This window comes from Friedmanniella luteola (genome assembly GCF_900105065.1).
Classification (GTDB): Bacteria; Actinomycetota; Actinomycetes; order Propionibacteriales; family Propionibacteriaceae; genus Microlunatus; species Microlunatus luteolus.
Genome location: NZ_LT629749.1, coordinates 576,325 through 597,446 on the forward strand (window position 1 = coordinate 576,325; position 21,122 = coordinate 597,446).

General features: G+C 72.1%; 17 protein-coding genes. 10 read left to right on the plus strand and 7 right to left on the minus strand.

What is annotated here, in order from left to right:
- Window positions 1–49 precede the first annotated feature (49 nt).
- The gene (locus tag BLT72_RS02715) at window positions 50–1,420 is read right to left on the minus strand and encodes an L-serine ammonia-lyase (protein ID WP_091409806.1); all 1,371 of its coding nucleotides are present in this window, start codon (window positions 1,418–1,420) and stop codon (window positions 50–52) included.
- Window positions 1,421–1,658: 238 nt separating this feature from the next.
- Between BLT72_RS02715 and BLT72_RS02720 the strand changes: the two genes are divergently transcribed.
- Entirely contained in the window at window positions 1,659–3,677 is a 2,019-nt protein-coding gene (locus BLT72_RS02720) for a glycosyltransferase family 2 protein (RefSeq protein ID WP_091409810.1), read from the plus strand.
- Window positions 3,670–5,976 (plus strand): putative bifunctional diguanylate cyclase/phosphodiesterase, encoded by a 2,307-nt coding sequence (locus BLT72_RS02725; RefSeq protein WP_091409813.1) that lies wholly within the window; start codon window positions 3,670–3,672, stop codon window positions 5,974–5,976. The genes BLT72_RS02720 and BLT72_RS02725 overlap by 8 nt, the downstream gene beginning before the upstream one ends.
- A 132-nt stretch (window positions 5,977–6,108) precedes the next feature.
- On the opposite strand, the gene BLT72_RS02730 is transcribed toward BLT72_RS02725, so the two are convergent.
- A complete protein-coding gene (locus BLT72_RS02730) occupies window positions 6,109–7,347 on the minus strand; it encodes a sensor domain-containing phosphodiesterase (RefSeq protein ID WP_091409816.1) in 1,239 nt (412 codons plus the stop codon).
- Window positions 7,348–7,484: 137 nt separating this feature from the next.
- Between BLT72_RS02730 and BLT72_RS02735 the strand changes: the two genes are divergently transcribed.
- Window positions 7,485–8,570, plus strand: a complete 1,086-nt coding sequence (locus tag BLT72_RS02735) for an Rv2578c family radical SAM protein (RefSeq protein ID WP_157720255.1) — start codon at window positions 7,485–7,487, stop codon at window positions 8,568–8,570.
- A 59-nt stretch (window positions 8,571–8,629) separates the two neighbouring features.
- Here the strand turns inward: BLT72_RS02735 and BLT72_RS02740 are convergent, their stop codons facing one another.
- Window positions 8,630–8,839 carry a hypothetical protein gene (locus BLT72_RS02740; protein WP_091409823.1) on the minus strand — a complete coding sequence of 70 codons (210 nt, stop codon included), beginning with the start codon at window positions 8,837–8,839 and terminating at the stop codon, window positions 8,630–8,632.
- Window positions 8,836–9,426, minus strand: coding sequence for a TetR/AcrR family transcriptional regulator (locus BLT72_RS02745; RefSeq protein ID WP_091409826.1), 591 nt, complete (start codon window positions 9,424–9,426; stop codon window positions 8,836–8,838). The genes BLT72_RS02740 and BLT72_RS02745 overlap by 4 nt, the downstream gene beginning before the upstream one ends.
- A gap of 103 nt (window positions 9,427–9,529) precedes the next feature.
- On the opposite strand from BLT72_RS02745, the gene BLT72_RS02750 reads away from it, so the two are divergent.
- Window positions 9,530–10,420, plus strand: a complete 891-nt coding sequence (locus tag BLT72_RS02750) for an SDR family oxidoreductase (RefSeq protein ID WP_091409829.1) — start codon at window positions 9,530–9,532, stop codon at window positions 10,418–10,420.
- 214 nt (window positions 10,421–10,634) lie between these two features.
- Here BLT72_RS02750 and BLT72_RS02755 read toward each other — a convergent pair whose 3' ends face one another.
- Both BLT72_RS02755 and BLT72_RS02760 read right to left on the minus strand, forming a co-directional pair.
- On the minus strand, window positions 10,635–11,648 hold the full coding sequence (locus tag BLT72_RS02755) for an ABC transporter substrate-binding protein (protein WP_091409832.1): 1,014 nt from the start codon (window positions 11,646–11,648) through the stop codon (window positions 10,635–10,637).
- Between the two features lie 62 nt (window positions 11,649–11,710).
- A complete protein-coding gene (locus BLT72_RS02760; RefSeq protein ID WP_091409834.1) occupies window positions 11,711–13,402 on the minus strand; it encodes an NAD(P)/FAD-dependent oxidoreductase in 1,692 nt (563 codons plus the stop codon).
- Between the two features lie 51 nt (window positions 13,403–13,453).
- Here BLT72_RS02760 and BLT72_RS02765 point away from each other — a divergent pair, with 51 nt between their 5' ends.
- The 6 genes from BLT72_RS02765 (at window position 13,454) to BLT72_RS02790 (ending at window position 19,938) form a co-directional block, all read left to right on the plus strand.
- A complete protein-coding gene (locus BLT72_RS02765) occupies window positions 13,454–14,299 on the plus strand; it encodes a hypothetical protein (protein ID WP_091409839.1) in 846 nt (281 codons plus the stop codon).
- Window positions 14,289–16,952: a DUF4062 domain-containing protein gene (locus BLT72_RS02770; protein WP_091409843.1), complete on the plus strand. Its 2,664-nt coding sequence runs from the start codon at window positions 14,289–14,291 to the stop codon at window positions 16,950–16,952. Before BLT72_RS02765 ends, BLT72_RS02770 begins: the two co-directional genes overlap by 11 nt.
- A gap of 440 nt (window positions 16,953–17,392) precedes the next feature.
- A complete protein-coding gene (locus tag BLT72_RS02775; protein ID WP_091409846.1) occupies window positions 17,393–17,758 on the plus strand; it encodes a hypothetical protein in 366 nt (121 codons plus the stop codon).
- Between the two features lie 112 nt (window positions 17,759–17,870).
- Complete coding sequence (locus BLT72_RS02780) at window positions 17,871–18,131, plus strand: type II toxin-antitoxin system Phd/YefM family antitoxin (RefSeq protein ID WP_091409850.1); 261 nt, start codon at window positions 17,871–17,873, stop codon at window positions 18,129–18,131.
- 2 nt (window positions 18,132–18,133) lie between these two features.
- A complete protein-coding gene (locus tag BLT72_RS23450; RefSeq protein ID WP_091409855.1) occupies window positions 18,134–18,379 on the plus strand; it encodes a type II toxin-antitoxin system RelE family toxin in 246 nt (81 codons plus the stop codon).
- A 272-nt stretch (window positions 18,380–18,651) separates the two neighbouring features.
- Entirely contained in the window at window positions 18,652–19,938 is a 1,287-nt protein-coding gene (locus tag BLT72_RS02790; RefSeq protein WP_091409859.1) for a tetratricopeptide repeat protein, read from the plus strand.
- A 341-nt stretch (window positions 19,939–20,279) separates the two neighbouring features.
- On the opposite strand, the gene BLT72_RS22040 is transcribed toward BLT72_RS02790, so the two are convergent.
- Window positions 20,280–20,876: a helix-turn-helix domain-containing protein gene (locus BLT72_RS22040; protein WP_157720257.1), complete on the minus strand. Its 597-nt coding sequence runs from the start codon at window positions 20,874–20,876 to the stop codon at window positions 20,280–20,282.
- Window positions 20,877–21,122 lie beyond the last annotated feature (246 nt).

The following is a 21,122-nucleotide window of genomic DNA, read 5'->3' on the forward strand; positions in this document are numbered from 1 at the left end:
GTGGACGCGCGTGCTCAGCGGGCCACGGGGGTGCTCGGCGTCGGGCGGCTCAGCACTCGACGATGTTGACCGCGAGCCCGCCCCGCGAGGTCTCCTTGTACTTGACCTTCATGTCGGCGCCGGTCTCCATCATGGTCTTGATCACCTGGTCGAGGCTGACGGTGTGCCGGCCGTCGCCGCGCAGGGCCAGCCGGGCGGCGGTGATGGCCTTGACCGAGCCGACGGCGTTCCGCTCGATGCACGGGATCTGCACCAGCCCGCCGACCGGGTCGCAGGTCAGCCCCAGGTGGTGCTCCATGCCGATCTCGGCCGCGTTCTCGACCTGCTCGACGCTGCCGCCGAGCACCTCGGTGAGCGCGCCGGCGGCCATCGAGCAGGCGGTGCCCACCTCGCCCTGGCAGCCGACCTCGGCGCCGGAGATGGAGGCGGTCTGCTGGTAGATGGCCCCGATCGCCCCGGCGACCAGCAGGAAGCGGACGACGGTGTCGTCGTCGGCGCCGGGGAGGAAGCGGACGGCGTAGTGCAGGACGGCGGGGATGATGCCCGCCGCGCCGTTGGTGGGAGCCGTCACGACCCGGCCACCCGAGGCGTTCTCCTCGTTCACGGCCAGCGCCCACAGGCTCACCCAGTCGAGCGCGGTGAGCGGGTCGGCCGGGTCGGCGGTGAGCTGCAGCCAGGTGTGCAGCTCGGCCGCGCGCCGCCGGACCTTGAGCCCGCCGGGCAGGACGCCGGGGGTGGCGCTGCCCGCCCGGACGCAGGCGGTCATCACCGCCCAGATCTCCAGCAGGCCCGCCCGCACGTCGGCCTCGGGGCGGCGGGCGCACTCGTCGGCCAGCATGAGGTCGCTGACCCGCAGACCGTGCGCCCGGCACAACCCGACCAGCTCGGCGGCCGTCCGGAAGGGGTAGGGCACCGGCGTCGGGTCCGGCCGGAGCGCCGGGGTGCCCGTCCCGTCGTCGTCGAGGACGAAGCCGCCGCCGATGGAGTAGTAGGTCCGCTCGGCCAGCACCTGGTCGCCCGCCCAGGCGGTGAACGTCATCCCGTTGGGGTGGAAGGGCAGGGCGCGCCGGCGGTGTAGGACCAGGTCCTCGTCCGGGTCGAAGTCCACCTCGTGCGTCCCCGCGAGCCGGACCCGCCGGGTCTGCCGGACCTCGGCGGCGCGGGCGGGCGCGGTGGAGGTGTCGACCGTCTGCGGGTCCTCGCCCTCCAGGCCCCAGACGACGGCGTCGTAGCTGCCGTGCCCGTGCCCGGTCGCGCCGAGGGAGCCGAACAGCTCCGAGCGGACGCGCGTGGTGCGGCCCAGCAGGCCCTCGTCCGCGAGGGTCGTCACGAACCGGCCGGCCGCCCGCATCGGGCCGACGGTGTGCGAGCTCGACGGGCCGATCCCGATGCTGAAGAGGTCGAACACGCTCACCGTCACCGACCCAGTCTCCTCCTGGGCCTCCCGGCCGGGAAATCGCCGAGGATCCCTGGTCGCCCCGTGCAGACCGGGACCTGGCTCCGGCGGCCGGGGCGCGGCTGGTGCGGCCACCGGCGGGCGATCAGCCGCCTTTGCCGACCTCGGGCGATACGATCAGCCCAGCGAACTCGGGGTTGGCTAGGAAAGGTCACCCCGTGCACGCTGCCCTCAGGCCGTCGAGAGCTGACGGGACCGCGCCATGACGGTGCGGCCCCGCCCCCGGATGCCCGTGCTGATCCGGGCAGGCCGGGCCTCCGTGACCAGCGGCGCCCGACTCGCCAGCTGGGCCAACCTGCTGGGCCGTCCCCGGCCCGAGGGCTCGCGGTCGCGGCAGATGGCCCACCTGGGTGGCCTCGCCTCGATCACCGCCCTCACGCTGTACCTGACGTGGCGGCTGCTCTTCACGCTGCCCGCCGGCGGCTTCGACCTGGCCACCGCGCTGGTGCTGGTCGCCTTCGAGGCCGTCCCGCTGTCCGGCATCGTCTTCCGGACCATCACGCTCTGGAACATCGACACGGTCGGTCCGGACCCGGTCACCGACGCCGACCCCGGTCACCGCTCGGTCGTCTTCATCCCCACCTACAACGAGCCGGTCGAGGTGATCGCCCCGACCATCGCCGCCGCGTGCGAGCTGCGGCCGGCGCACCAGACCTGGGTGCTCGACGACGGCGACCGGCCCTGGGTGGAGGAGATGGCCACCCGCTACGGCGCCCGCTACGTCCGCCGCGACGAGCACACCCACGCCAAGGCCGGCAACATGAACCATGCCCTGGCCCTGCTCCAGGCCGAGGTGGCCGCGGGCGCGGAGCCGGTCGACGTCATCGCCGTCCTGGACTGCGACCACGTGCCGCTGCCCACCTTCCTGACCGACACGCTCGGCTGGTTCGACGACCCGGAGGTCGCCCTCGTCCAGGCCCCGCAGGCCTACTACAACGTCGGCGCCTTCGACGACGACGGCGAGACCGGCGAGCAGGGCATGTTCTTCTACGTGCTGATGCCCGCCCGGAACAAGGACGGCGCCGGTCCGTTCTGGTGCGGCTCCACCTCGCTCATCCGCACCGCGGCCCTGGCCGGGGTGGGCGGGGTCTCGACCGACACGATCGTCGAGGACATGCACACCACCCTCAACCTGCTGCGCGCCGGGTGGAAGACGACCTACCACCACCAGGTGCTGGCGGTCGGCCTGGCCCCGAGCACCCCCGACCAGTACCTGCTGCAGCGCCGGCGCTGGGGCATGGGCTCGATGCAGGTCCTGGTGAAGGAGCGGTTGTGGGCGGCCAAGCGCTGGCTGTCCTGGCGCAACTACTACGAGTACCTGAGCGGCACCCTGTTCTGGCTGGAGGGCGTGGGCACGGCCGTCTCCTTCCTCATCCCGGCGGCCATCCTGGTCAGCGGGGCCCAGACCTCGACGGCCTCGCCGCTGGCCTTCACCATCGCCTTCCTGCTCATGTTCAGCACCCGGCTGTGGGGCGCCAAGCAGCTGTTCCGGATGCACCTGCGCTGGCGGACGGCCTTCGCGCTCCGCATCCTCCGGGTGCCCGTGGGGTTGTCCTGCCTGTGGTGGCTGCTCACCCGGCGCGAGCTGAAGTTCGAGGTGACGCCCAAGTCCGGCGCCAGCGGCCGGGCCCGGGGGAAGGTCCCCGGCGTCCTCTGGGGGCTCGTGGCCCTGACCCTCTTCGTCGTGGTCTACGGCGTGCTGGGGATCAGCGGGTGGGCGCCCTGGACGGTGACCGTCGGCGGCACCATCGCCTCCGGGATCTGGCTGGTGTTCGCCCTGGTCGTCCTCAGCCTCGGCCTGCGGCGCATCCACGACTCGGCCTACGCGACCTCGCGGCGCAACGCCTACCGCGCGCCCGTCCGGGCCGCGATCAACCTCAACGGGCAGCGTGGGGAGCTGGTCGACCTCTCGGTCGGGGGCGCCGCCGTCCAGCTGCCGCAGGGCACGCTCAACGAGACCGCGGGGCTCGTCACGCTGCACCTGCCGGGCACGTCGGAGGTCCAGCTGGAGACGGTCCGGGTCCGGCACGCCGACGGCGTCGACCACGTGTCCCTCCGGGTGCCGGCCCACGACTGGGACACCTACCGCGCCCTCTCGCTGTGGCTCTTCCACACCCCGCCCGGCGTGGTCGACGGACTGCCGCCGCAGGCGCCCGCGGTGGCGGCGACCCTCCCGTCGGGCCGCTCCCGGCGACCTGTCCTCGTCCGGCAGCATGGCTGACCGCAGCGGCGCCGCCCTCGCCGTCCGGGGTGGAGCCCGTCGGCCGTACGGCTGGCTGGTCTTCCTGGGCGGCGGGCTGCTGCTCGTCACCCTGCACCAGCTGGTGCCCGCCGGGGCCGCCCGGGACGTGATCTACGTCGGGGTCGGCGTGCTGGGGACGGTGGGCGTCCTGGTGGGGATCCGGCTGCACCAGCCGCAGCGGCGTCGGGCCTGGTTCGCGCTGGCCGCCAGCCAGCTGGCCTGGGTGCTGGCCGACCTGGTGGGGACCGTCCAGGACGCCGTCGCGCCCACCGACGCCTTCCCGACCGCGGCCGACGTGCTGTACCTGGCCGGCTACCCCCTGCTCGGACTCTGCCTGTTCCTGCTCACCAAGGGCCGTCGGCCGCGACGGGACGTCGAGGGCGCGCTGGACAGCCTCACCGTCGCGGTCGGCCTCTACCTGCTGTGCTGGGTGCTGCTGGCCCGGCCGACCCTGGACGAGTCCGCCGACTCGTGGCTGGCCGCGGCGGTGGCCGCCGCCTACCCGCTGCTCGACATCACGATCATCGCCATGCTGGTGGCCCTGATCATCACCCCCGGCACGCACACGGCGGCGCTGCGGATGATCGTCATCGCGATCGGGCTGGTGATCATCGCCGACACGGCGGCGACCGCCCTGGGGCTGCTGTCCCTCGGCAGCACCGGCCCCATCGACTTCATCTGGCTGCTGTCCTACCTGCTCATCGGGGCGGCCGCGCTGCACCCCTCGATGCGGACGCTCTCCGCCGTCGCACCGCCCGGTCGACCGGTGTTCAGCCGGCGCCGGCAGATCTCGACCGCCGCCGCCGTGCTGGTCGCCCCGGGCACGCTCGCCGTCCAGCACCTGCTGGACGTGCCGCCGGACATCTGGGCGGTGGTGATCGCGTCGGTGGTGATGTTCCTGCTGGTGGTGGCGCGGATGAACGTGGCGATCCACCAGATCGGCACCGCCGACCGCCGGCGGGACGAGGCGCAGGCCGAGCTGGCGCACCAGGCAGCCCACGACTCGCTCACCGGGCTGCCCAACCGGGCGCAGAGCCTCGAGCTGCTCGAGGGCACGCTGAGCCGCGCCCAGCGCAGCGGCGCGATGATCGGCCTGCTGTTCGTCGACCTCGACGGCTTCAAGGCGGTCAACGACACCTTCGGCCACAGCGCCGGGGACGACGTGCTGCGGACCGTGGGACGGCGGATGCAGACGGTGGTCCGCGGCGGAGACGTGGTCGGTCGGCTGGGCGGCGACGAGTTCGTCGTGCTGCTGGAGCCGGTCGTCGACGAGGAGTCCGCGGTCGCGGTGGGCGAGCGGCTCATCGCGGAGGTGTCGGCCCCGATCCGGCTGAGCAACGGCGAGGACGTCACCGTCGGGGCCAGCGTCGGCGTGGCGATCAGCCAGGACGCCCGCACCGACGCGGACGCGCTGCTCGTCGAGGCCGACACGGCCGCCTACCGGGCCAAGAACCGCGGACGCGGCCGTACCGAGGTCTTCGACGCGGGCCTGCGCCGCGAGCTCCAGACCCGGGTCGACCTGGAGAAGGGTCTCCGGTCGGCGCTGTGGCAGAACCAGCTCCAGCTGCGCTTCCAGCCGGTGATGGACCTGACGACCCGCCGCCCGCTCGGCTGGGAGGCCGTCCTGCACTGGAGCCGACCCGGCGTGGGCGTCGTGGCGGTGCCCGACTTCCGGCCCGTGGCCGAGACCACCGACCTGATCTTCGACCTCGACGCCTGGGCCCTGCGCCGGGCCGCCCTGCAGATCGCCGAGTGGGAGGCCGCCGGTTTCGGCGGGGTCCGGCTGAGCGTCCGGGTCTCGGTGCGGCACCTGGGCCGCTCCCGGGTCCTCGACGACGTCCGGACCGCCCTGCAGGCCTCCGGCACGCCGGCCCAGCAGCTGATGGTGCAGGTCAGCGACCTGCAGCTGGTGGACGACCCCGTCGTGCTGGACAACCTCGCCCAGCTGCGGGCCGGCGGGACCGGCATCAGCCTGGACGACTTCGGCGCCGGCCACAGCTCGGTCCGGCGGCTCGCCCGGCTGCCGATCGACGCCGTCAAGCTCGACGGCACGCTGCTCGACCACAGCTCCAAGGCGGCCGAGGGGCTGCTCGAGCTGATGGTGCGCGGCGTCCAGAACTTCGGCCTGATGACGGCGGTCAAGGGCGTCCGCACGGAGGAGGACGTCGACCTCCTGCGCCGTCTCGGCTGCGGGCTCGGCCAGGGAGAGCTGTTCGGCGGCCTGGTGACCGACAGCGAGGTCCTCCGGCAGCTCGCCGAGGCGGCCGTCCACAGCTGAGCCGCCCCCGGTCCTCGAGCCGCCCCGGTCCCTGAGCCTGTCGAAGGGCGGCGAGCCGGTCGAAGGGCCCTGAGCCTGTCGAAGGGCGGCGAGCCGGTCGAAGGGCGCCGCCGCGGTCCGGCCGCCGGGGACTCAGCCCAGGACCGGCAGCTCGCCGTCCTCGGTGACCAGCAGGGCCTCGAGCCGCGCGGCCGGCAACGGGCGGGACCACAGGTAGCCCTGGCCGTAGTCGCAGCCCAGCTCGCGGGCGATGACCGCCTGCTCGCGGGTCTCGACGCCCTCCATGGTGACCTTCAGCCCCAGCTCGGCCGCGGCCGTGCTCATCGCCCGGACGACGGTGTTGTCGACGTGCCGGCCCAGCTGGGCGGCGAAGGAGCGGTCGATCTTGATGCCGTCCAGCGGGTAGGTGACGAGTTCCTGCAGCGAGGCCCAGCCGGTCCCGAAGTCGTCGAACCAGACCTGGAAGCCGACGTCGCGGGCCTCCTCGACGGTGTCGGCGGTCAGGCCCGGGCCGCTCGGCCGGACGGTCTCGGTCAGCTCCAGCGTGACCGCGGACGGGTCGAGCTCCGCGGTCGCCGCGGCCCGCCGGACCTGGTCGACCCAGTCCTCCTGGTCGAGGTGGCGACCCGAGAGGTTGACGCTCACCCGCAGGCCGGGGTGCCGGGTCCGCCAGCGGCTGACGTCCAGGAACGCCCGCCGCATGACCGCGCGGTCCAGGTCGACGATCAGGTTGGTCCGCTCGGCCAGCGGGATGAAGACCCCCGGGTCGTCCAGGGCGCCCGAGGGGTGCTCCCACCGGGCCAGCGCCTCGAGGCCGGTCATCCGGCCGGTCCGCAGCTCGACGATCGGCTGGTACCAGGGGACGATCTCGCCGTGCCCGATGGCCCGCACCAGGGCTGCGGAGCCGCGCTCGCTCGGGCCCTGCAGGTTGTTGGCCCGCCGGGTCAGGTCCAGCTGGTCGGCCGCCACCGCGGCGAAGTCGGTCAGCAGCTCGACGTCGGCGGCCCGGATGGCCCGCGGCACGATGTCGGTGAGGTACAGGACCCCGACCACGGACTGGCTGCCGTCCAGCAGCGGCACCCCGACGAAGGCGCCGTTGGCGCCCCTCGCGGCCGGGTCCCGCGAGGCGGCGAGGTCCCCGACGACGACCGGCTTCCCGGTCGCCGCGACGACCTCGCTCAGCTGGGCGGCGGCCAGCCCGTCGGCGTCGGAGCGGGGCCGGGTGGAGGCCATCACGCCCTGGACGGGGCCGTCGACGAGGGCGAAGGTCGCGTCACCGAAGCCGAGGGAGCGGGCGGCCAGGGCGGCGAGGCGGTAGGCGGGCCCGGGGACCGGGCGACGAGGGCGGGCGCCGGCGGTCGGGTCAGCCATGTCGGGACGGCCAGGCCGCGTCGGCCCGGGCCGAGGGGCAGACGCCGTCGACGGGTCTGCGCTGGGGGATGAGCACGGCTGAGTATCTCATCCGCCGCCCGTCCGGCTCGGGAAGGCGGCGGGGTCCGAGGGCAAGGATGCGCGACCACGGCGGCGTGTCGAACGTGTGTTCTAATATTGGTGTGCGATGGGACGGGCAGCGACTCGCGGCCGAGGACTCCGCGGCGTCCGCGGGCGCCCTGCCGGGGCTGGGCCGTCTGGCCGACCTGGTCCGGACCGTGCAGACGCCCGAGTTCGCCGGCATCACCTTCCACGAGGTGCTGGCCCGCTCGGCGCTCAACAAGGTGCCGAGCACGTCGGCGGCGCCCTTCAGCTGGACCGTCAACCCCTACCGGGGGTGCAGCCACGCCTGCGTCTACTGCTTCGCCCGGAACACGCACACCTACCTGGGCCTGGACAGCGGCGGCGACTTCGACTCCCAGATCGTCGTCAAGACCAACGTCGCCGAGGTGCTGGCCCGGGAGCTGCGCCGACCCTCGTGGGGACGCGAGCCCGTCGCGCTGGGCACCAACACCGACCCGTACCAGCGGGCCGAGGGTCGCTACCGGCTGATGCCCGGCATCATCGCCGCCCTGGCCGGCTCGGGCACGCCGGTCTCGATCCTCACCAAGGGGACGCTCGCGCGCCGCGACCTGCCCCTGCTGGCCGCGGCTGCCGCGGAGGTGCCGGTGAACCTGGGGGTGTCGATCGCCCTGGCCGACGAGCGCCTGCACGCCCTGCTCGAGCCCGGGGCGCCCAGCGTCCGGGCCCGGTTGGACCTGGTCCGGGCGATCACGTCGGCCGGCCTGCCCTGCCAGGTGCTGGTCGCGCCGGTGCTGCCGATGATCACCGACTCCGACGACGACCTGGACGCGATCCTCGCCGACATCGCCGAGGCGGGTGGGACCAGCGCCACCGTGATGGCCCTGCACCTGCGGCCGGGCAGCCGGGAGTGGTTCCTGCAGCACCTCGGTGAGCACCGGCCGGACCTCGTCGACGCCTACGCCGAGCTGTACCGCGGCGGCTCCTACGTGCTGCGCTCCTACGCCGAGGACCTGGCCCGGCGCGCGAAGGTGATCATCGCCCGGCACGGCCTGGACCGCCCGGCCTGGCTGCGCGCCCGCCCCGCCTCGGCCCGCGTCGCCGCCGCACCGGCGGTCGACGAGCCCCCGACGCTGTTCTGACCCCGCTCCCTGAGCTCGTCGAGGGGCCGCGTTCCCTGAGCTCGTCGAAGGGCCGCAGCTCAGCCCTCGTCGGCGACGCTGCTGGTCCGGCCGTCGAGGAAGGCGCGCAGGGCCGGGTCGGCTGAGGTGAGGCGGTCGACCTCCTCGCCGCCGTCGCAACGGCAGAGAGCGACGGTCACCCGGCGGCCGTCGTCGTCGACGAGCTGCCAGGGGGCACCGAAGGCCTCCCAGCGCTGCAGCCGGGTGACCGCGTCGGCCCCGTCGCTCATCGGTCCGCCGCCGCCCGGGTGGCCGGCTGCGAGGTGAGCGCGCGGAGCTGGTCGAGGGCGCTCCGGATGCAGGCGGTGAGCGTGTCGGTCGCGTCGTCGGCGATCCACCAGCCGAAGCCGACCTTGAACGCCGCGACCCCCACCTCGGCCGCGAGGGTGGCGGCCGGCTCGGGCACCCCGCGCTCGTGCAGGGCGGCCGTCGCGGCGGCGGTGAGCGCGGCCAGCTTCAGCAGCTCGCGCTCCTGCAGGCTCGCGTGGCCGGCGATGGCGGCGGCCCGCAGTCGGGAGTAGTCGCGCACCTCGTCGAGCGGGGCGGCGGCGGCGGCCATCCCGGCGCCGACCGCCTCCACCGGAGGGCAGGACGGAGGCGCGACGAGGATCGCCTCGACGGCCCGCCGCTCCAGCTCCGACGCCCCGTCGAAGAGCACCTCGCGCTTGTCGGCGAAGTGGCGGAAGAACGTCCGCTCGGTGACGCCGGCGCGCTCGGCGATGTCGGCGACGGTCGTCTGCTCGAAGCCCTGCTCGCCGTAGAGCTCGAGCGCCGCCAGCTGCAGGCGCCCGCGCGCGTCCGGCTGCCATCGACCCATGCGCTGATCCTACTGATGACAGCGGCTGACATGGCGTGCTAGCGTCGTCATGTCAGCAACTGACATCAACGACCGCGGCCACGAGCCGCGGAGGGGAGCAACCATGCGCGTCTTCGTCACCGGAGCCTCGGGCTGGATCGGCTCGGCCGTCGTGCCGGAGCTGGTCGCGGCCGGTCACCAGGTCGTCGGCCTGGCCCGCTCGGACCAGTCCGCGGCGTCCGTCACCGCCTCGGGCGCCGAGGTCCTGCGCGGCAGCCTCGACGACCTCGACAGCCTCGCCAAGGGCGCGGCGGAGGCCGACGGCGTCATCCACCTCGCCTTCAACCACGACTTCTCCGACTACGCCGGGGCCGGCCGGACCGAGCGCGCCGCGCTCGAGACGCTGGCCTCGACGCTGGAGGGCTCGGGCCGGCCGCTGCTGTTCGCCGCCGGGACGGCGATCGTGGGTCCCGGACGGGCCATCACCGAGCACGACGCGGCACCCGGGGGTCCGGACAGCCCTCGGGGTGGTGGCGAGCAGCTGGCGCTCGGGTACGCCGAGCGCGGCGTCCGGACGGTCAGCCTGCGGTTCGCGCCCACCGTCCACGGGGCGGGGGACCACGGCTTCGTCGCGACCCTGGCCGGGGTGGCCCGCCGCACCGGCGTGGCCGGCTACGTCGGCGACGGCGGCAACCGCTGGTCCGCGGTGCACGTCCGGGACGCGGCGCGCCTGGTCGCGCTGGCGCTCGAGCAGGCGCCGGGCGGCACCGTCGTGCACGCCGTCGCGGAGGAGGGTGTCCAGGCCCGGGCGATCGCCGAGGCCCTCGGCCGCGGTCTGGGTCTGCCGACCCGATCGATCCCGCCGGAGGAGGCGGCCGAGCACTTCGGCTGGATCGGGATGTTCTTCGGCCTGGACATCCCCGCCTCGAGCGCGATCACGCGGGCGGCGCTGGGCTGGACGCCCACGCACCCGACCCTGCTCGCCGACCTCGAGGCGGGGCACTACACCCGCTGAGCCCACGTGGGACGGGATCCAGGATCAGCGCTTCTCGCAGGCGACGCCGCCCTGTCGCGGTCGAGGTCGGTCCGGTACGCCACCGCGGCCTTGTAGATCGTCGTGCTCTTCTCGAAGGTCGGTGGGGCCTTCTGGTCGTGGCCCGGTCTGCTGACCCGGGACCGAACCGGGACCACCCGGCGCCGCCGCAGGCGACGCCGGGGGCGGTGAACGGTCAGCCCGTGTAGGGCTCGGGGGTGGTGCTGGTGTCGCCGTCGGTGGCGGCGGCCAGCCGCGGAACGGCGACGTCGAGCAGGAACGGGATGCTCAGCGGGGAGTTGAAGCCGAGGGCGGCCGCGAAGTCCTGGTCGAAGGCGCCCAGCTGGACCAGCCGGCCCTCCTCCACGACCGGCAGCGCGGCGAACAGCTTGTTGTCGAGGGCCTTCTGCTCGAAGCCCTCGACCAGCAGGACGTCGGCGTCGAGGACGTCGAGCCGCTCGAAGCTGACCTCGGTGCTCGTCGCGGGGACGGTGAAGCCGAGCTCGGCCAGCCATCCGGTGCGGTAGTCGTCGGCGCCGAGGCTGAAGGTGCCGCTGTCGGACGAGCCGAGGGCGAAGGCCGCCGACTTCCCGGCGAAGCCCGGGTTCGCCGCGACGGCGTCGGTGAACGCGGTCTGGGTGCGCTCGACGAGGGCCCGGGCGTCGGCGTCCCGGCCGAGGGCCTTGCCGGTGGTCAGCGTCTGGTCCTGCCAGGTGGTGGCGCCGAGGGGGACGTCGCCGGACTGGGCGACGGTGGGGGCGATGGCGGCGAGCTTGTCGTAGTCGGCCTGGTCGATGTAGCTGTTGATGCCCAGGATGAGGTCGGGGGCGAGGCTGGCGATCTTCTCGAACTCCAGGTCCTGGGAGCCGAGGGTCGGGATGTCCTGGCCGCGGACGCCGTCGGGGGCCCAGGGCCGGTCCGGCGCGTCGTAGCCGAGGAACTCGCGGACGCCGACGGGCTCGACGCCGAAGGCCAGCGCGTAGTCCTGCTCGTTGAAGCCCACGGTCACCACCCGCTGCGGGGCGGCCGGGATGGTGGTGCTGCCGAACTGGTGCTCGAGGGTGACCGGGAAGGCACCCGACCCCGAGGCGGCCGGTTCCACCGGTTCGGCGTCAGCGGCCGAGCAGCCGGCCATCGCGACGAGGAGCAGCAGGGGGACGAGCGCGGCGAGCGGTCGTCGCAGGGCCACACGAGCCATCGATCGGTACATGAGGTGAGGCTAACCTAAGTCTCCCGCGTGGCGCGACGCTGGGTCCGCCGGACGGGACCAGGTCAGGACGGCTGGTCGAGCGCCTGCAGGTACTGGTGCACCATGCTGACCACGGTCGCCCCGGCCCCGACGGCCGAGGCCACCCGCTTGACCGAGCCGTGCAGCACGTCGCCGGCCGCGAAGACGCCCGGCAGGCTCGACTCGAACAGCAGCGGGACGTGGCCGTCCACGGCGGCGTCGGGGCCGGTGAGCACGAAGCCCCACCGGTCCCGGGCCACGTCGGCGCCCAGGAAGTCGGTGTGCGGGACCGAGCCGATCATCACGAACAGGGCGTCGGCGTGGACCTCGGTGCGCTCGTGGCTGCGCACGTCCTCCAGCACCAGCGCCTCGAGCGTCTGCTCGCCGCGCGCGTCCACGACCTGCACGCGGGGGTGGACCGCGACGGTGGGCAACGCGTCGATCTCGCGGATCAGGTAGTCCGACATCGAGCTGGCGAGGCTGTCCTTGCGGATGACGACCGTCACCGAGCGGGCGAACCGGGACAGGAAGACCGCCGCCTGGCCGGCGGAGTTCCCGCCGCCGAGGATGTAGACGTCCTTCCCGGCGACGCCGAGGGCCTCGGTGACCGGGGCGCCGTAGAACACGCCGTGGCCCAGCAGCGGGTCGAGGGCCGGCACGTCCAGCCGCCGCCACTCGGCCCCGGAGGCGACGACCACCGCCCGGCTCCGCAGCTCGGCGCCGTCGGAGAGGTGCAGCACGCGCTGGTCCTCGTCCGCGGTGATGCCGGTGACGTGGCGGGACCACAGGAAGGTGGTGCCGAACGACCAGGCCTGCTCGTAGGCGTGCGCGGCCAGCCGGGAGCCGCTGATCCCGCGCGGGAAGCCGAGGTAGTTGCGGATGAGCGAGCTGGTGCCCGCCTGGCCGCCCATGGCCAGCGGCTCGACGACCACCGTCCGCAGCCCCTCCGACGAGGCGTAGACGCCGGCGCTCAGCCCGGCCGGTCCCGCGCCCACCACCGCCACGTCGAACACCCCGAGCTCGGCGACCGGTTCGAGCAGCCCGAACGCCGCGGCGATCTCGACCGCGTCCGGGTTGGTCAGCACCGGCTGCCCCGGCCGGAACCGCAGCACGACGACGGGCAGCTCGGGCTCGGTCAGGCCGAGCGTCGCCAGCAAGGTCTGGCCGTCGGGCTGGTCGGCGGGGTAGAAGCGGGTGGGGACGCGGTTGCGGGCGAACATGTCCCGCAGCTCGTGCGACCGGGCGGCGTGCGGCTCGCCGACCACCTGGACGGCCTCGCCGGCGGCCTCCCGCCGCCCGGCCCGCTGGTCCAGCAGCTCGGTGACGGCGAGGTGGAACTGCTCGTCGCCCGCACTGCGCGGGCGGAAGACCCAGCCCTCGAGCCGGCCGACCGCGATCGCCGCGAAGACCGTCTCCGCGGCCTCGAAGTCGCCCCACCGCACGACCGTGGCCCGGACCGCGTGGGGGTGGCCGGCCGCGAGCCGGTCGAGCTCGGCGAGCCCGTCGGTGTCGGCCTCGCCGAGCCCGGCCAGCACCAGCGCGACGTCGTGGCCCGTCGCGGCCAGCTCGCGCTCGGCCGCGGGTCCGTCGGCGGCGGCGACCAGCGCGTAGTCGGCGCCGTAGCGACGGCCCAGCACGGCGGCGACGCGGTCCCGCAGATCGAGGTCGGCGCTGATCCAGACGATGGCACCCGCAACGTCGGAGCGCTCCCGGCCAGGATCGTCTACCGTCGTCACAGCCAATACGTACTGGCTGGTCCTCTCGGTGGTCAAGGGAGCGGGGGCTCGATGATCAGCACCGGGATGCGGCGGCTGCTCGCCGCGTTCACCTGTCTCACCGTGCTCGCGTTCGTGGCGCTGTTCGTCGGCGCGACCCGGACCGAGCAGTACTTCGCGTGGACGATCAAACCGGCGACGACGGCCGCGTTCCTGGGCGCGGCCTACGGGGCCGGCTGCGTCATGGTGGTGCTGGCGCTGCGCTCGGGACGCTGGCCCGCGGTCCGGATCCCCTACCTCGCGGTGCTGCTGTTCACCGTGGCCACGCTGCTGGCGACGCTGCTGCACCTCGACCGCTTCCACCTGGCCGCACCGGGGGCGGTCGCCCGGGCGGCGGCGTGGTTCTGGCTGGCGGTCTACGTCGTGGTGCCCGTGGCGATGGCCGTGCTGCTGGTGCGGCGCCGACCCTCGCCGGCTGACGCGGTCGGGCCGAGCACCGAGGGCGCGGCCCCGATGCCGTCCTGGCTGCGGGCCGGGCTGGCCGTGCAGGGCGCGGTCTTCGTGCTGGTGGGGCTCGCGCTCTACGTCGTGCCGCGCAGCCAGGCGGTGCTCTGGCCGTGGCCGCTCACCCCGCTGACCGGCCGGGCGGTGGCCTCCTGGCTGCTGGCGTTCGGGCTCGCGGCGGTGCTGGCCCTCCGGGTCGGCGACCTGCGTCCGCTGCGGGTGATCGCGGCCGCCTACGCCGTCCTCGTGGTGCTCGTGCTCGTCGCGGTGCTGCGGTTCCCCGCCACGCTGCGGTGGGGGGCGCCCGCGACCTGGGTGTTCTTCGGCCTGGCTGTCCTGATGCTCGTGACCGCCGCCGCCGGCCTGCGCCGACGACCCGAGCCGGCCGGCGTGGGGGTGGGTCGTGCCGCCTGACCCGCCCGCGACCGACCCGATCTGGACGCCCGACCGGCGGCTGCGCATCTTCGTCTCCTCGACGCTGCGGGAGCTGGCCGAGGAGCGGGCGGCCGTCCGGCGGGCCATCGCCCGGCTGCACCTGACGCCGGTGATGTTCGAGCTCGGCGCCCGCCCGCACCCGCCGCGGGAGCTCTACCGCGCCTACCTCGAGCAGAGCGAGGTGTTTCTCGGGATCTACGCCGCCAGCTACGGCTGGGTGGCGCCGGGGGAGGAGGTCTCGGGCCTGGAGGACGAATACCTCCTCTCCGGCGACCGGCCCAAGCTGATCTACGTCAAGGACGTCGAGGACCGCCAGCCGCGGCTGGCCGAGCTGCTGCAGCGGCTGGAGGCCGACGACCGGGCGGCGTACAAGCCGTTCAGCAACGCCCGGCAGCTGACGGGCCTGGTCGCCGACGACCTGGCCGTCCTGCTGACCGAGCGCTTCACCACCGCGCGGGGCGGGAGCGCCCGCGCGGCCGGGACCGAGCAGGACGCGCCGGCCGAGCTGGAGCCGGGCCGCCTGCCGGTGTCCCCGACCCCGATCGTCGGGCGCGGACGGGAGCTCCGCCAGGTGACCGCGCTGCTGCGCGACGAGGCGGCCCGGCTGGTGACCCTCGTCGGGCCCGGCGGGATCGGCAAGACCCGGCTGGCCCTGGAGATCGCGGCGACGCTGGCCGCCGACCCGCACGCCGACCTCGACGGGGTGTTCTTCGTCGACCTCACCCCGGTCACCGACCCGGGCCTGGTGGTGGAGCGGATCGCCGCCACCCTCGGGGTGCGCCGCGAGGGGCAGCACGACCTGGTGCCGCTGCTGGTGGACCGGCTGCGGGCCAAGCGGGTGCTCGTCGTGCTCGACAACGCCGAGCAGGTGGTCGGGGCGGCCCCGGCGCTGGCCGAGCTGCTGGCGGCGAGCCCGGCGATCGCCCTGCTGGTCACCAGCCGCATCCGGCTCAAGCTGCGCAACGAGCGCACGGTGCCGCTCGCGCCGCTCGCCGTCCCGGGCGACGACGTGCAGAGCGGCCAGGTCGACCGGTTCGACGCGGTCAAGCTCTTCGTCGAGCGCGCCCGCCAGGTGCGGCCGGGCTTCGCGCTCACGCCGGCGAACGCGCAGGCGGTGGCCGGCCTCTGCCGCCGCCTGGACGGCATCCCACTGGCCATCGAGCTGGCCGCCGCCCAGCTGCGGGTGCTGTCGCCGCAGGCCCTGCTCGAGCGGATGGGCCGCCACCTCGACCACGACCTCGACCTCGCCGCCGACGTCGTCGACGTGCCCGCGCGGCAGCGGACGCTGCGGGCGACGATCGACTGGAGCCACAGCCTGCTGGCCGAGTCCGAGCGCACCCTGCTGGCCCGGCTGTCGGTGTTCACCCAGAGCTGGACGCTGGAGGCGGCGGAAGCCGTGGGGGTGGTCGACGGCGACCTCGACGTGCTGGAGACGCTGTCGTCGCTGGTCAGCCAGAGCCTGGTCAGCGCCGTCGACCTGACCGCCGAGCCGGACCTCGCCGACGCCGACGAGCCCCGCTTCACCCTGCTGGGCGCCGTCCGGGCGTACGCCCGGGAGCGCCTGGACGAGCGGGGGGAGCGCGACGCGACGCTGACCCGGCTGACGACCTACCTGCGTGGCTTCGTGATGACGGCCGGGCAGGGCCTGGCGGGGCCCGACAACCGCCGCTGGACCCGCGAGGTCGACCGGCGGTTCGAGGAGATCCGCACGACCATGCAGCACGCGGTCGAGGTCGACGACGCCGAGTCGGTGGTCGCCCTGGCCGCGCCGCTGTTCAGCTACTGGTGGACCCGCGGGCTGATGACGACGATGAGCGGGTTGAGCGAGGCGGCGGCGGCCCTGCCGTCGGCGGAGCGGCTCGCGCCGCTGCCGGCGGCCCTGCTGCTGTGGTCGCGGGGGATGTTCCGGGTCTCGCAGGGCCACGCCGCCGAGGCCTCGCCGTACCTGACCCGGTTGCGCGAGCTGAGCGACGGCGTCGACCCCCGCCTGCACGCCTTCGCGCTCGCCGGGCTGGGCATGGTGGAGCTGGCCTCCGACCCGGTGGAGGCGGACCGGCTCCTCGACGAGGCGGTCGGCACCCTCCGGACCCTCGGCGACGACTGGGGCCTGGCCTTCGTGCTCTCGATCCGCGGCCAGCTGGCCCTGTCCGGTGACCGGGCCGCCGACGCCGCGGCGATCCACACCGAGGCGCTGGCCGCGGCCGACCGGATCGACGACGACCACCTGAGGGCGTTGCTGCAGGACCTGCTGGGGATGGACCGGCTGGCGGCGGAGGACGTGGCGGGCGCCCGGGCGTCGTTCGTCGCCGCGGTGGAGATCCACCGCCGGCTGCTCGACCAGGAGGGCTCGTCGTACTGCATCGACGGACTGGGCGCGGTGGCCTTGGCCCTGCAGCGGCCCGAGGCGGCGGCCCGGCTCTTCGGGGCGGCCGAGCACGCGCGCCAGCTGGTGGGGGTGTCGGTCTGGCCCGGGCTGCAGGCGCTGCGCGGCTACGTGCTGGGGCAGGCGGAGGCGGCGCTCGGGTCGGCGGTGTTCGAGCGGGTGCGGCGGGAGGGGGCCCTGCTGTCGTTGGAGCAGGCGCTGTCGCTGGCTCTCGCGTCGACCGAGGCGGACGGTCAGGCGGGGAGCTGACGGTCGGACTCGAACCGACAACCGCCTGTTTACAAGGTCCCCGCGAGGTGTCCGCCGATGTGCATCGAACCTAGTCAGAGCCGAATAGGGCTTGCCCTCGTGCCGGCTTTCGGCGAGTCGTTGCTGTCAGCGTTGCTGTCAACGCTGCCGCCTTGAAAGCGAAGCCGGTGCTCGGCCGCCTCCCTTCGTCCGGTCCCGCCTAGCGCTCTGACGCTGCTGGGGTAGGCAGTTCCCGGACGGAGGCGATCCTCCTCGGCCCTCTTGCAGCAGTTGTCGGTGTGGTGCCCCCCCCGGGGAGCTCACCTAGGCGCTGGAAAGCCGCCCTCCTTGCTCGTTGAATGAGGACCTGGTCGGCCTGGACCTGAGGTGTCGTGCTGGACAGGGCCTCGGTGCTTGCACTGAGGCTGGACGTAGGACCAGTAGCTAGCGGAAGGAGCACGATGGCCAAGTACGACGCGATAAAGGACTTCCTAGCATCCAAGAGCGTGATCGTGGACCTCTCCATGACCGAGCTGTTGAACCCCATCCCCGGCGGCCTCCCCGAGTCTGCGTACATGTGGGAGGCGTTGTGGAGCAACGACGATCCGACACACCCGCAGTCAAAGGTCGTGGGGCGCCGCTGGCTTTGTAGCACGCCCGGACCTGAGCCGGCGCGCCGTGCGCTTCGTTGCTCGCTAGTGCCAAGCAGTCCAGCCGAGCAGCTGGTTGTCTCGCCGAGAGGCATCGCACCCGCCGCGTGCAGGCCCTCGGCGCTCGAGGGCGCCGAGCGCGCTGAGGTCGGTCGGGTCCTCCGTCGCGGCCTCTGATCGCAACTGTCCGAGCGAGCTCGTCGCGCAACCGACTCGTCCAGCCGGCACTCTGCCCAGAGTTCCGTACGATTCGGTTGCCCAACTGCCCGGAGTTCTGTACATTGCACCTATGAACCCTGGCAGCGGAGGCCCGATGGACGCGGCAAGTTTGACCGAGGCTCGCGACCGGCTCAGTGAGATCGTCGAGCAGGTCGGTACAAGTGCAGACGTGTTTACCATTACCCGTCACGGCCGCCCCATGGCGGTCGTGCTCGGGTACGACGAGTATGAGTCCCTGATCGAGACTCTGAACGTTCTAGCTGACTCTGACGCGATGGACGCTCTCGCTGAGGCAAGGGCAGAGGCCCACGAGCACAGCGGAACAAACTGAGTATGCCCACCAAGAGCAAGCGTGCGGAGCGCGATATCCAGGATTTGCCACCCTCGATGCGCGAGAAGGCCGAAGCGCTCATCGCGCGCCTTGACACGGAGCCGGGTCTGGGAAAGAGGCTCGTTGGTCCTCTCAAGGGTGTCCGTTCTGCGCGTTTGGGTAGGTCGCACCGAGTCCTATTCGAGATGAATGAGGACGGTACTGCCCACGTTCTTACGGTGGTCCAACGTAAGGATGCGTATCGGTGACGAGTCGCCGAGACCTCCCCTCGGAAGGGCCAGAACGAGAAATATTTGTAACCGCTCTGAGCCGCATGAGTGCGCAGTGCCAATCTCCTGAGTTGCTAGCCGAATGCCCATTCAGCGTTGATCTCCCTACTGGTGGCCGAGGCTGTGGGGAGGAGTGCGAAGAACTGCTGAGCATCCATGGTCCTGCTCAGTACACCAAGTTGGATGCCTCTGACGAGCTTGCATTTCAGATTCGGCCGCGCATTCGTGCTAGTAGAGAACTCGTAGCAACTGTGGACCGCGCCTTTGACGCGTCCGAGGTCTACTACCGCGACAGCGAGAATGCGCAGCCATCAGGTTGGTCAACGGCCGCGTTATTCGTCTCTCTGAAGCGCACGTTCGAGAGGCATCCATTCGACCGGACGTTGGAGCAGCACCAAGAAGTCGCGGCTTGTATGAGCGAACTAGCGCGGCGTGGATTCGACGTTGAGCTGATCGCGCACGGTCCGTTGGCTGACAGCGTGACTCAGGCGATTGTCGGGAGTGTTCTCGGACGTACCCTGTCTGAAGCCGAGTCGTCGGAGAACCCCGATATAGGCGAGGTTGACAGCCGGACGAGTTTGCGCGACTCCATGTACGCCGACGCGTTAGAGAAGGGCGAGCTCGCGTCGGATCATGAGGTTTCAGTTAACGATCGCAGACTCGATCAGGAGACCGCTGCGAAGATTGTCTTCACCGTGGCTGGTGATTTCCACAGGCACGTGACGAATTGGTGTCGAGCGGCAAGCGTTGAGGACCTCCTGAGTTGGAACGTCTCTGCCGACGCGCAGGGACCGGCACCTGAAGGGCGCCCGGATCGTCTCGCGGTGTGGATGTTTGATCGATTCACGGTGACGTACCTCTCTGATTGGGCACCCGAGAGCCTGCGGCTTGAGTGGGCCTACCGGCGCGGGAACGAGAACTTGGCCCCGGTGAGTCCTGCTCAGATGGCTCTGCGGCATGTTGACATGGCGGATCTAGCCGACCGCGTGGCCGATCTCGCTGTTGCTGGTGACGAGCGAGCCATCCGCGATCAACATCTAGTGAGAAATGCAGCGGCTATGCTGAGGGCGGGTAAGCGTGACGCTGCTGCAGCCCTGTTTGAGGCTGTTCGACAGAGTGACTGGGACGATCCTGAGTTGCACAATAACTACGGTTTCTGTGTCCTCCCCGACGATCCTGGGGCAGCCCTTAAAGCCCTGGACCTCGCGTCGAGCAAGGGTTTCAAGGGAACGGTGAATGTTGCCAACCGCGCCCTCTGCCTGCTGAGGCTTGGTCGACCTGTCGCTGCTATCGAGTTGCTCGAGTCGGCATATGAGATTTGGGACCAGCTGGACGCGGGCTCGTCTTATGTGTGGGGGATTGAGGAACCAGATAAGGACCGGTTGCTCCAGAAGTGTCCTAGGTGTTACCTCGTTGGGCTGGGAGCGCGTGTCGCCGAGTCGACGTCCGACGCGGCGCTCACCGAGGTCTGGCAGCGTCGTGAGCGTGAGTTGGTGCGGAAGGCGTCGCGCAGCGCCAGAACGGAGAACGGTCCGTAGGCAATTGCATAATCTAGGTCACCGCAGCAAGCCGGGGCGGCCCGCAGCGAAGCGAGGACACGCCCCGGTCGCCGAGCGCAGCGAGGCGCTTGATACAGAAGAGGTAAATTCGGCAAGTTGCGCGTCGCCGCCGGGTGCTGTGGTCAGGTGACGGCCAGTCGTGGCTGCGATGGATCGCTAGACTTCGCGGAAGCGGTCGACCGTTGTGGACGAGGGCAAGGGGGTCGGGCTCCCATAAGCGTGGGCCGGTTGTAGCGACAGTACGCGCGCTCGGGTTCCGCATGCGGGGGCGCAACTGCTAGCACACCAAGGGTTCCCCCTCAGGGCCACGGCAGCCGGTTTCACTCGATGAGGCCGAGCTTCTTGGCTGTCATCACAGCATCGATACGGCGGCTTGTACCAAGTTTTCTGTAAACCTCTGCCAGCAAGCGGAACATCATGCGCTCGGAGTAGCCAGCTCGATGAGCGACGTCGCTCACCGTCGCCCCGGCAGCGAGCGCGGACAGCCAAGCTAGCTCAGATGATGTTGGGGCTCCGGACACGTTGGGTTCTTGCGAAATGAGGCGACGCAGAACCGGGACTGGTATTGTGGCGCAACCTTCTAGGATCGCGGCGACAATCCTGCGGAACTCCTCTGGCTCCGCGTCTCGCCGTACGACACCCACAGCGCCAGCGTTGAAGGCTCTAAACTCCGCGTCCGCATTGCTGTCAGCAAGTACAGCTATGACTGAGACATGGGGAAGCCTTCCCAACTCCTCTAGAAGGAGCCAGTGTTGATTCGTCAGCACAGTCAGCACTGCTAGCCGATCAGGAACGTCGAGGCACCACGAGTGGAGATCGGAGGGGGTATCGACGCTCGCCCCGAAGTCGACCAGTGCTGCGGCAACTCCCAGCCGGTACACCGGGAGCGGATCGGAGATCGCCAGCTGCGGTCGCACTGCCAACCTCCCATGGACACTTCCATTCGAGTCCTGCGCCGCCTACGGCGGACAGTACCGGACGTGTTGTCAGGTTCCTGCCACCGACACTGCGTCATGGACCTGCAACCCAACGGCTCCCTAGCATCAAGGCGTTGTATCCGCGATCCCGGTCCACTTGCTCGGAGAGGTGTAGGTCAATCCATGGTCGAGGGAAAATTCGAACCACCAATCGTTCGCTGGCCGGCTGACCTAGCTTCCAGCCAC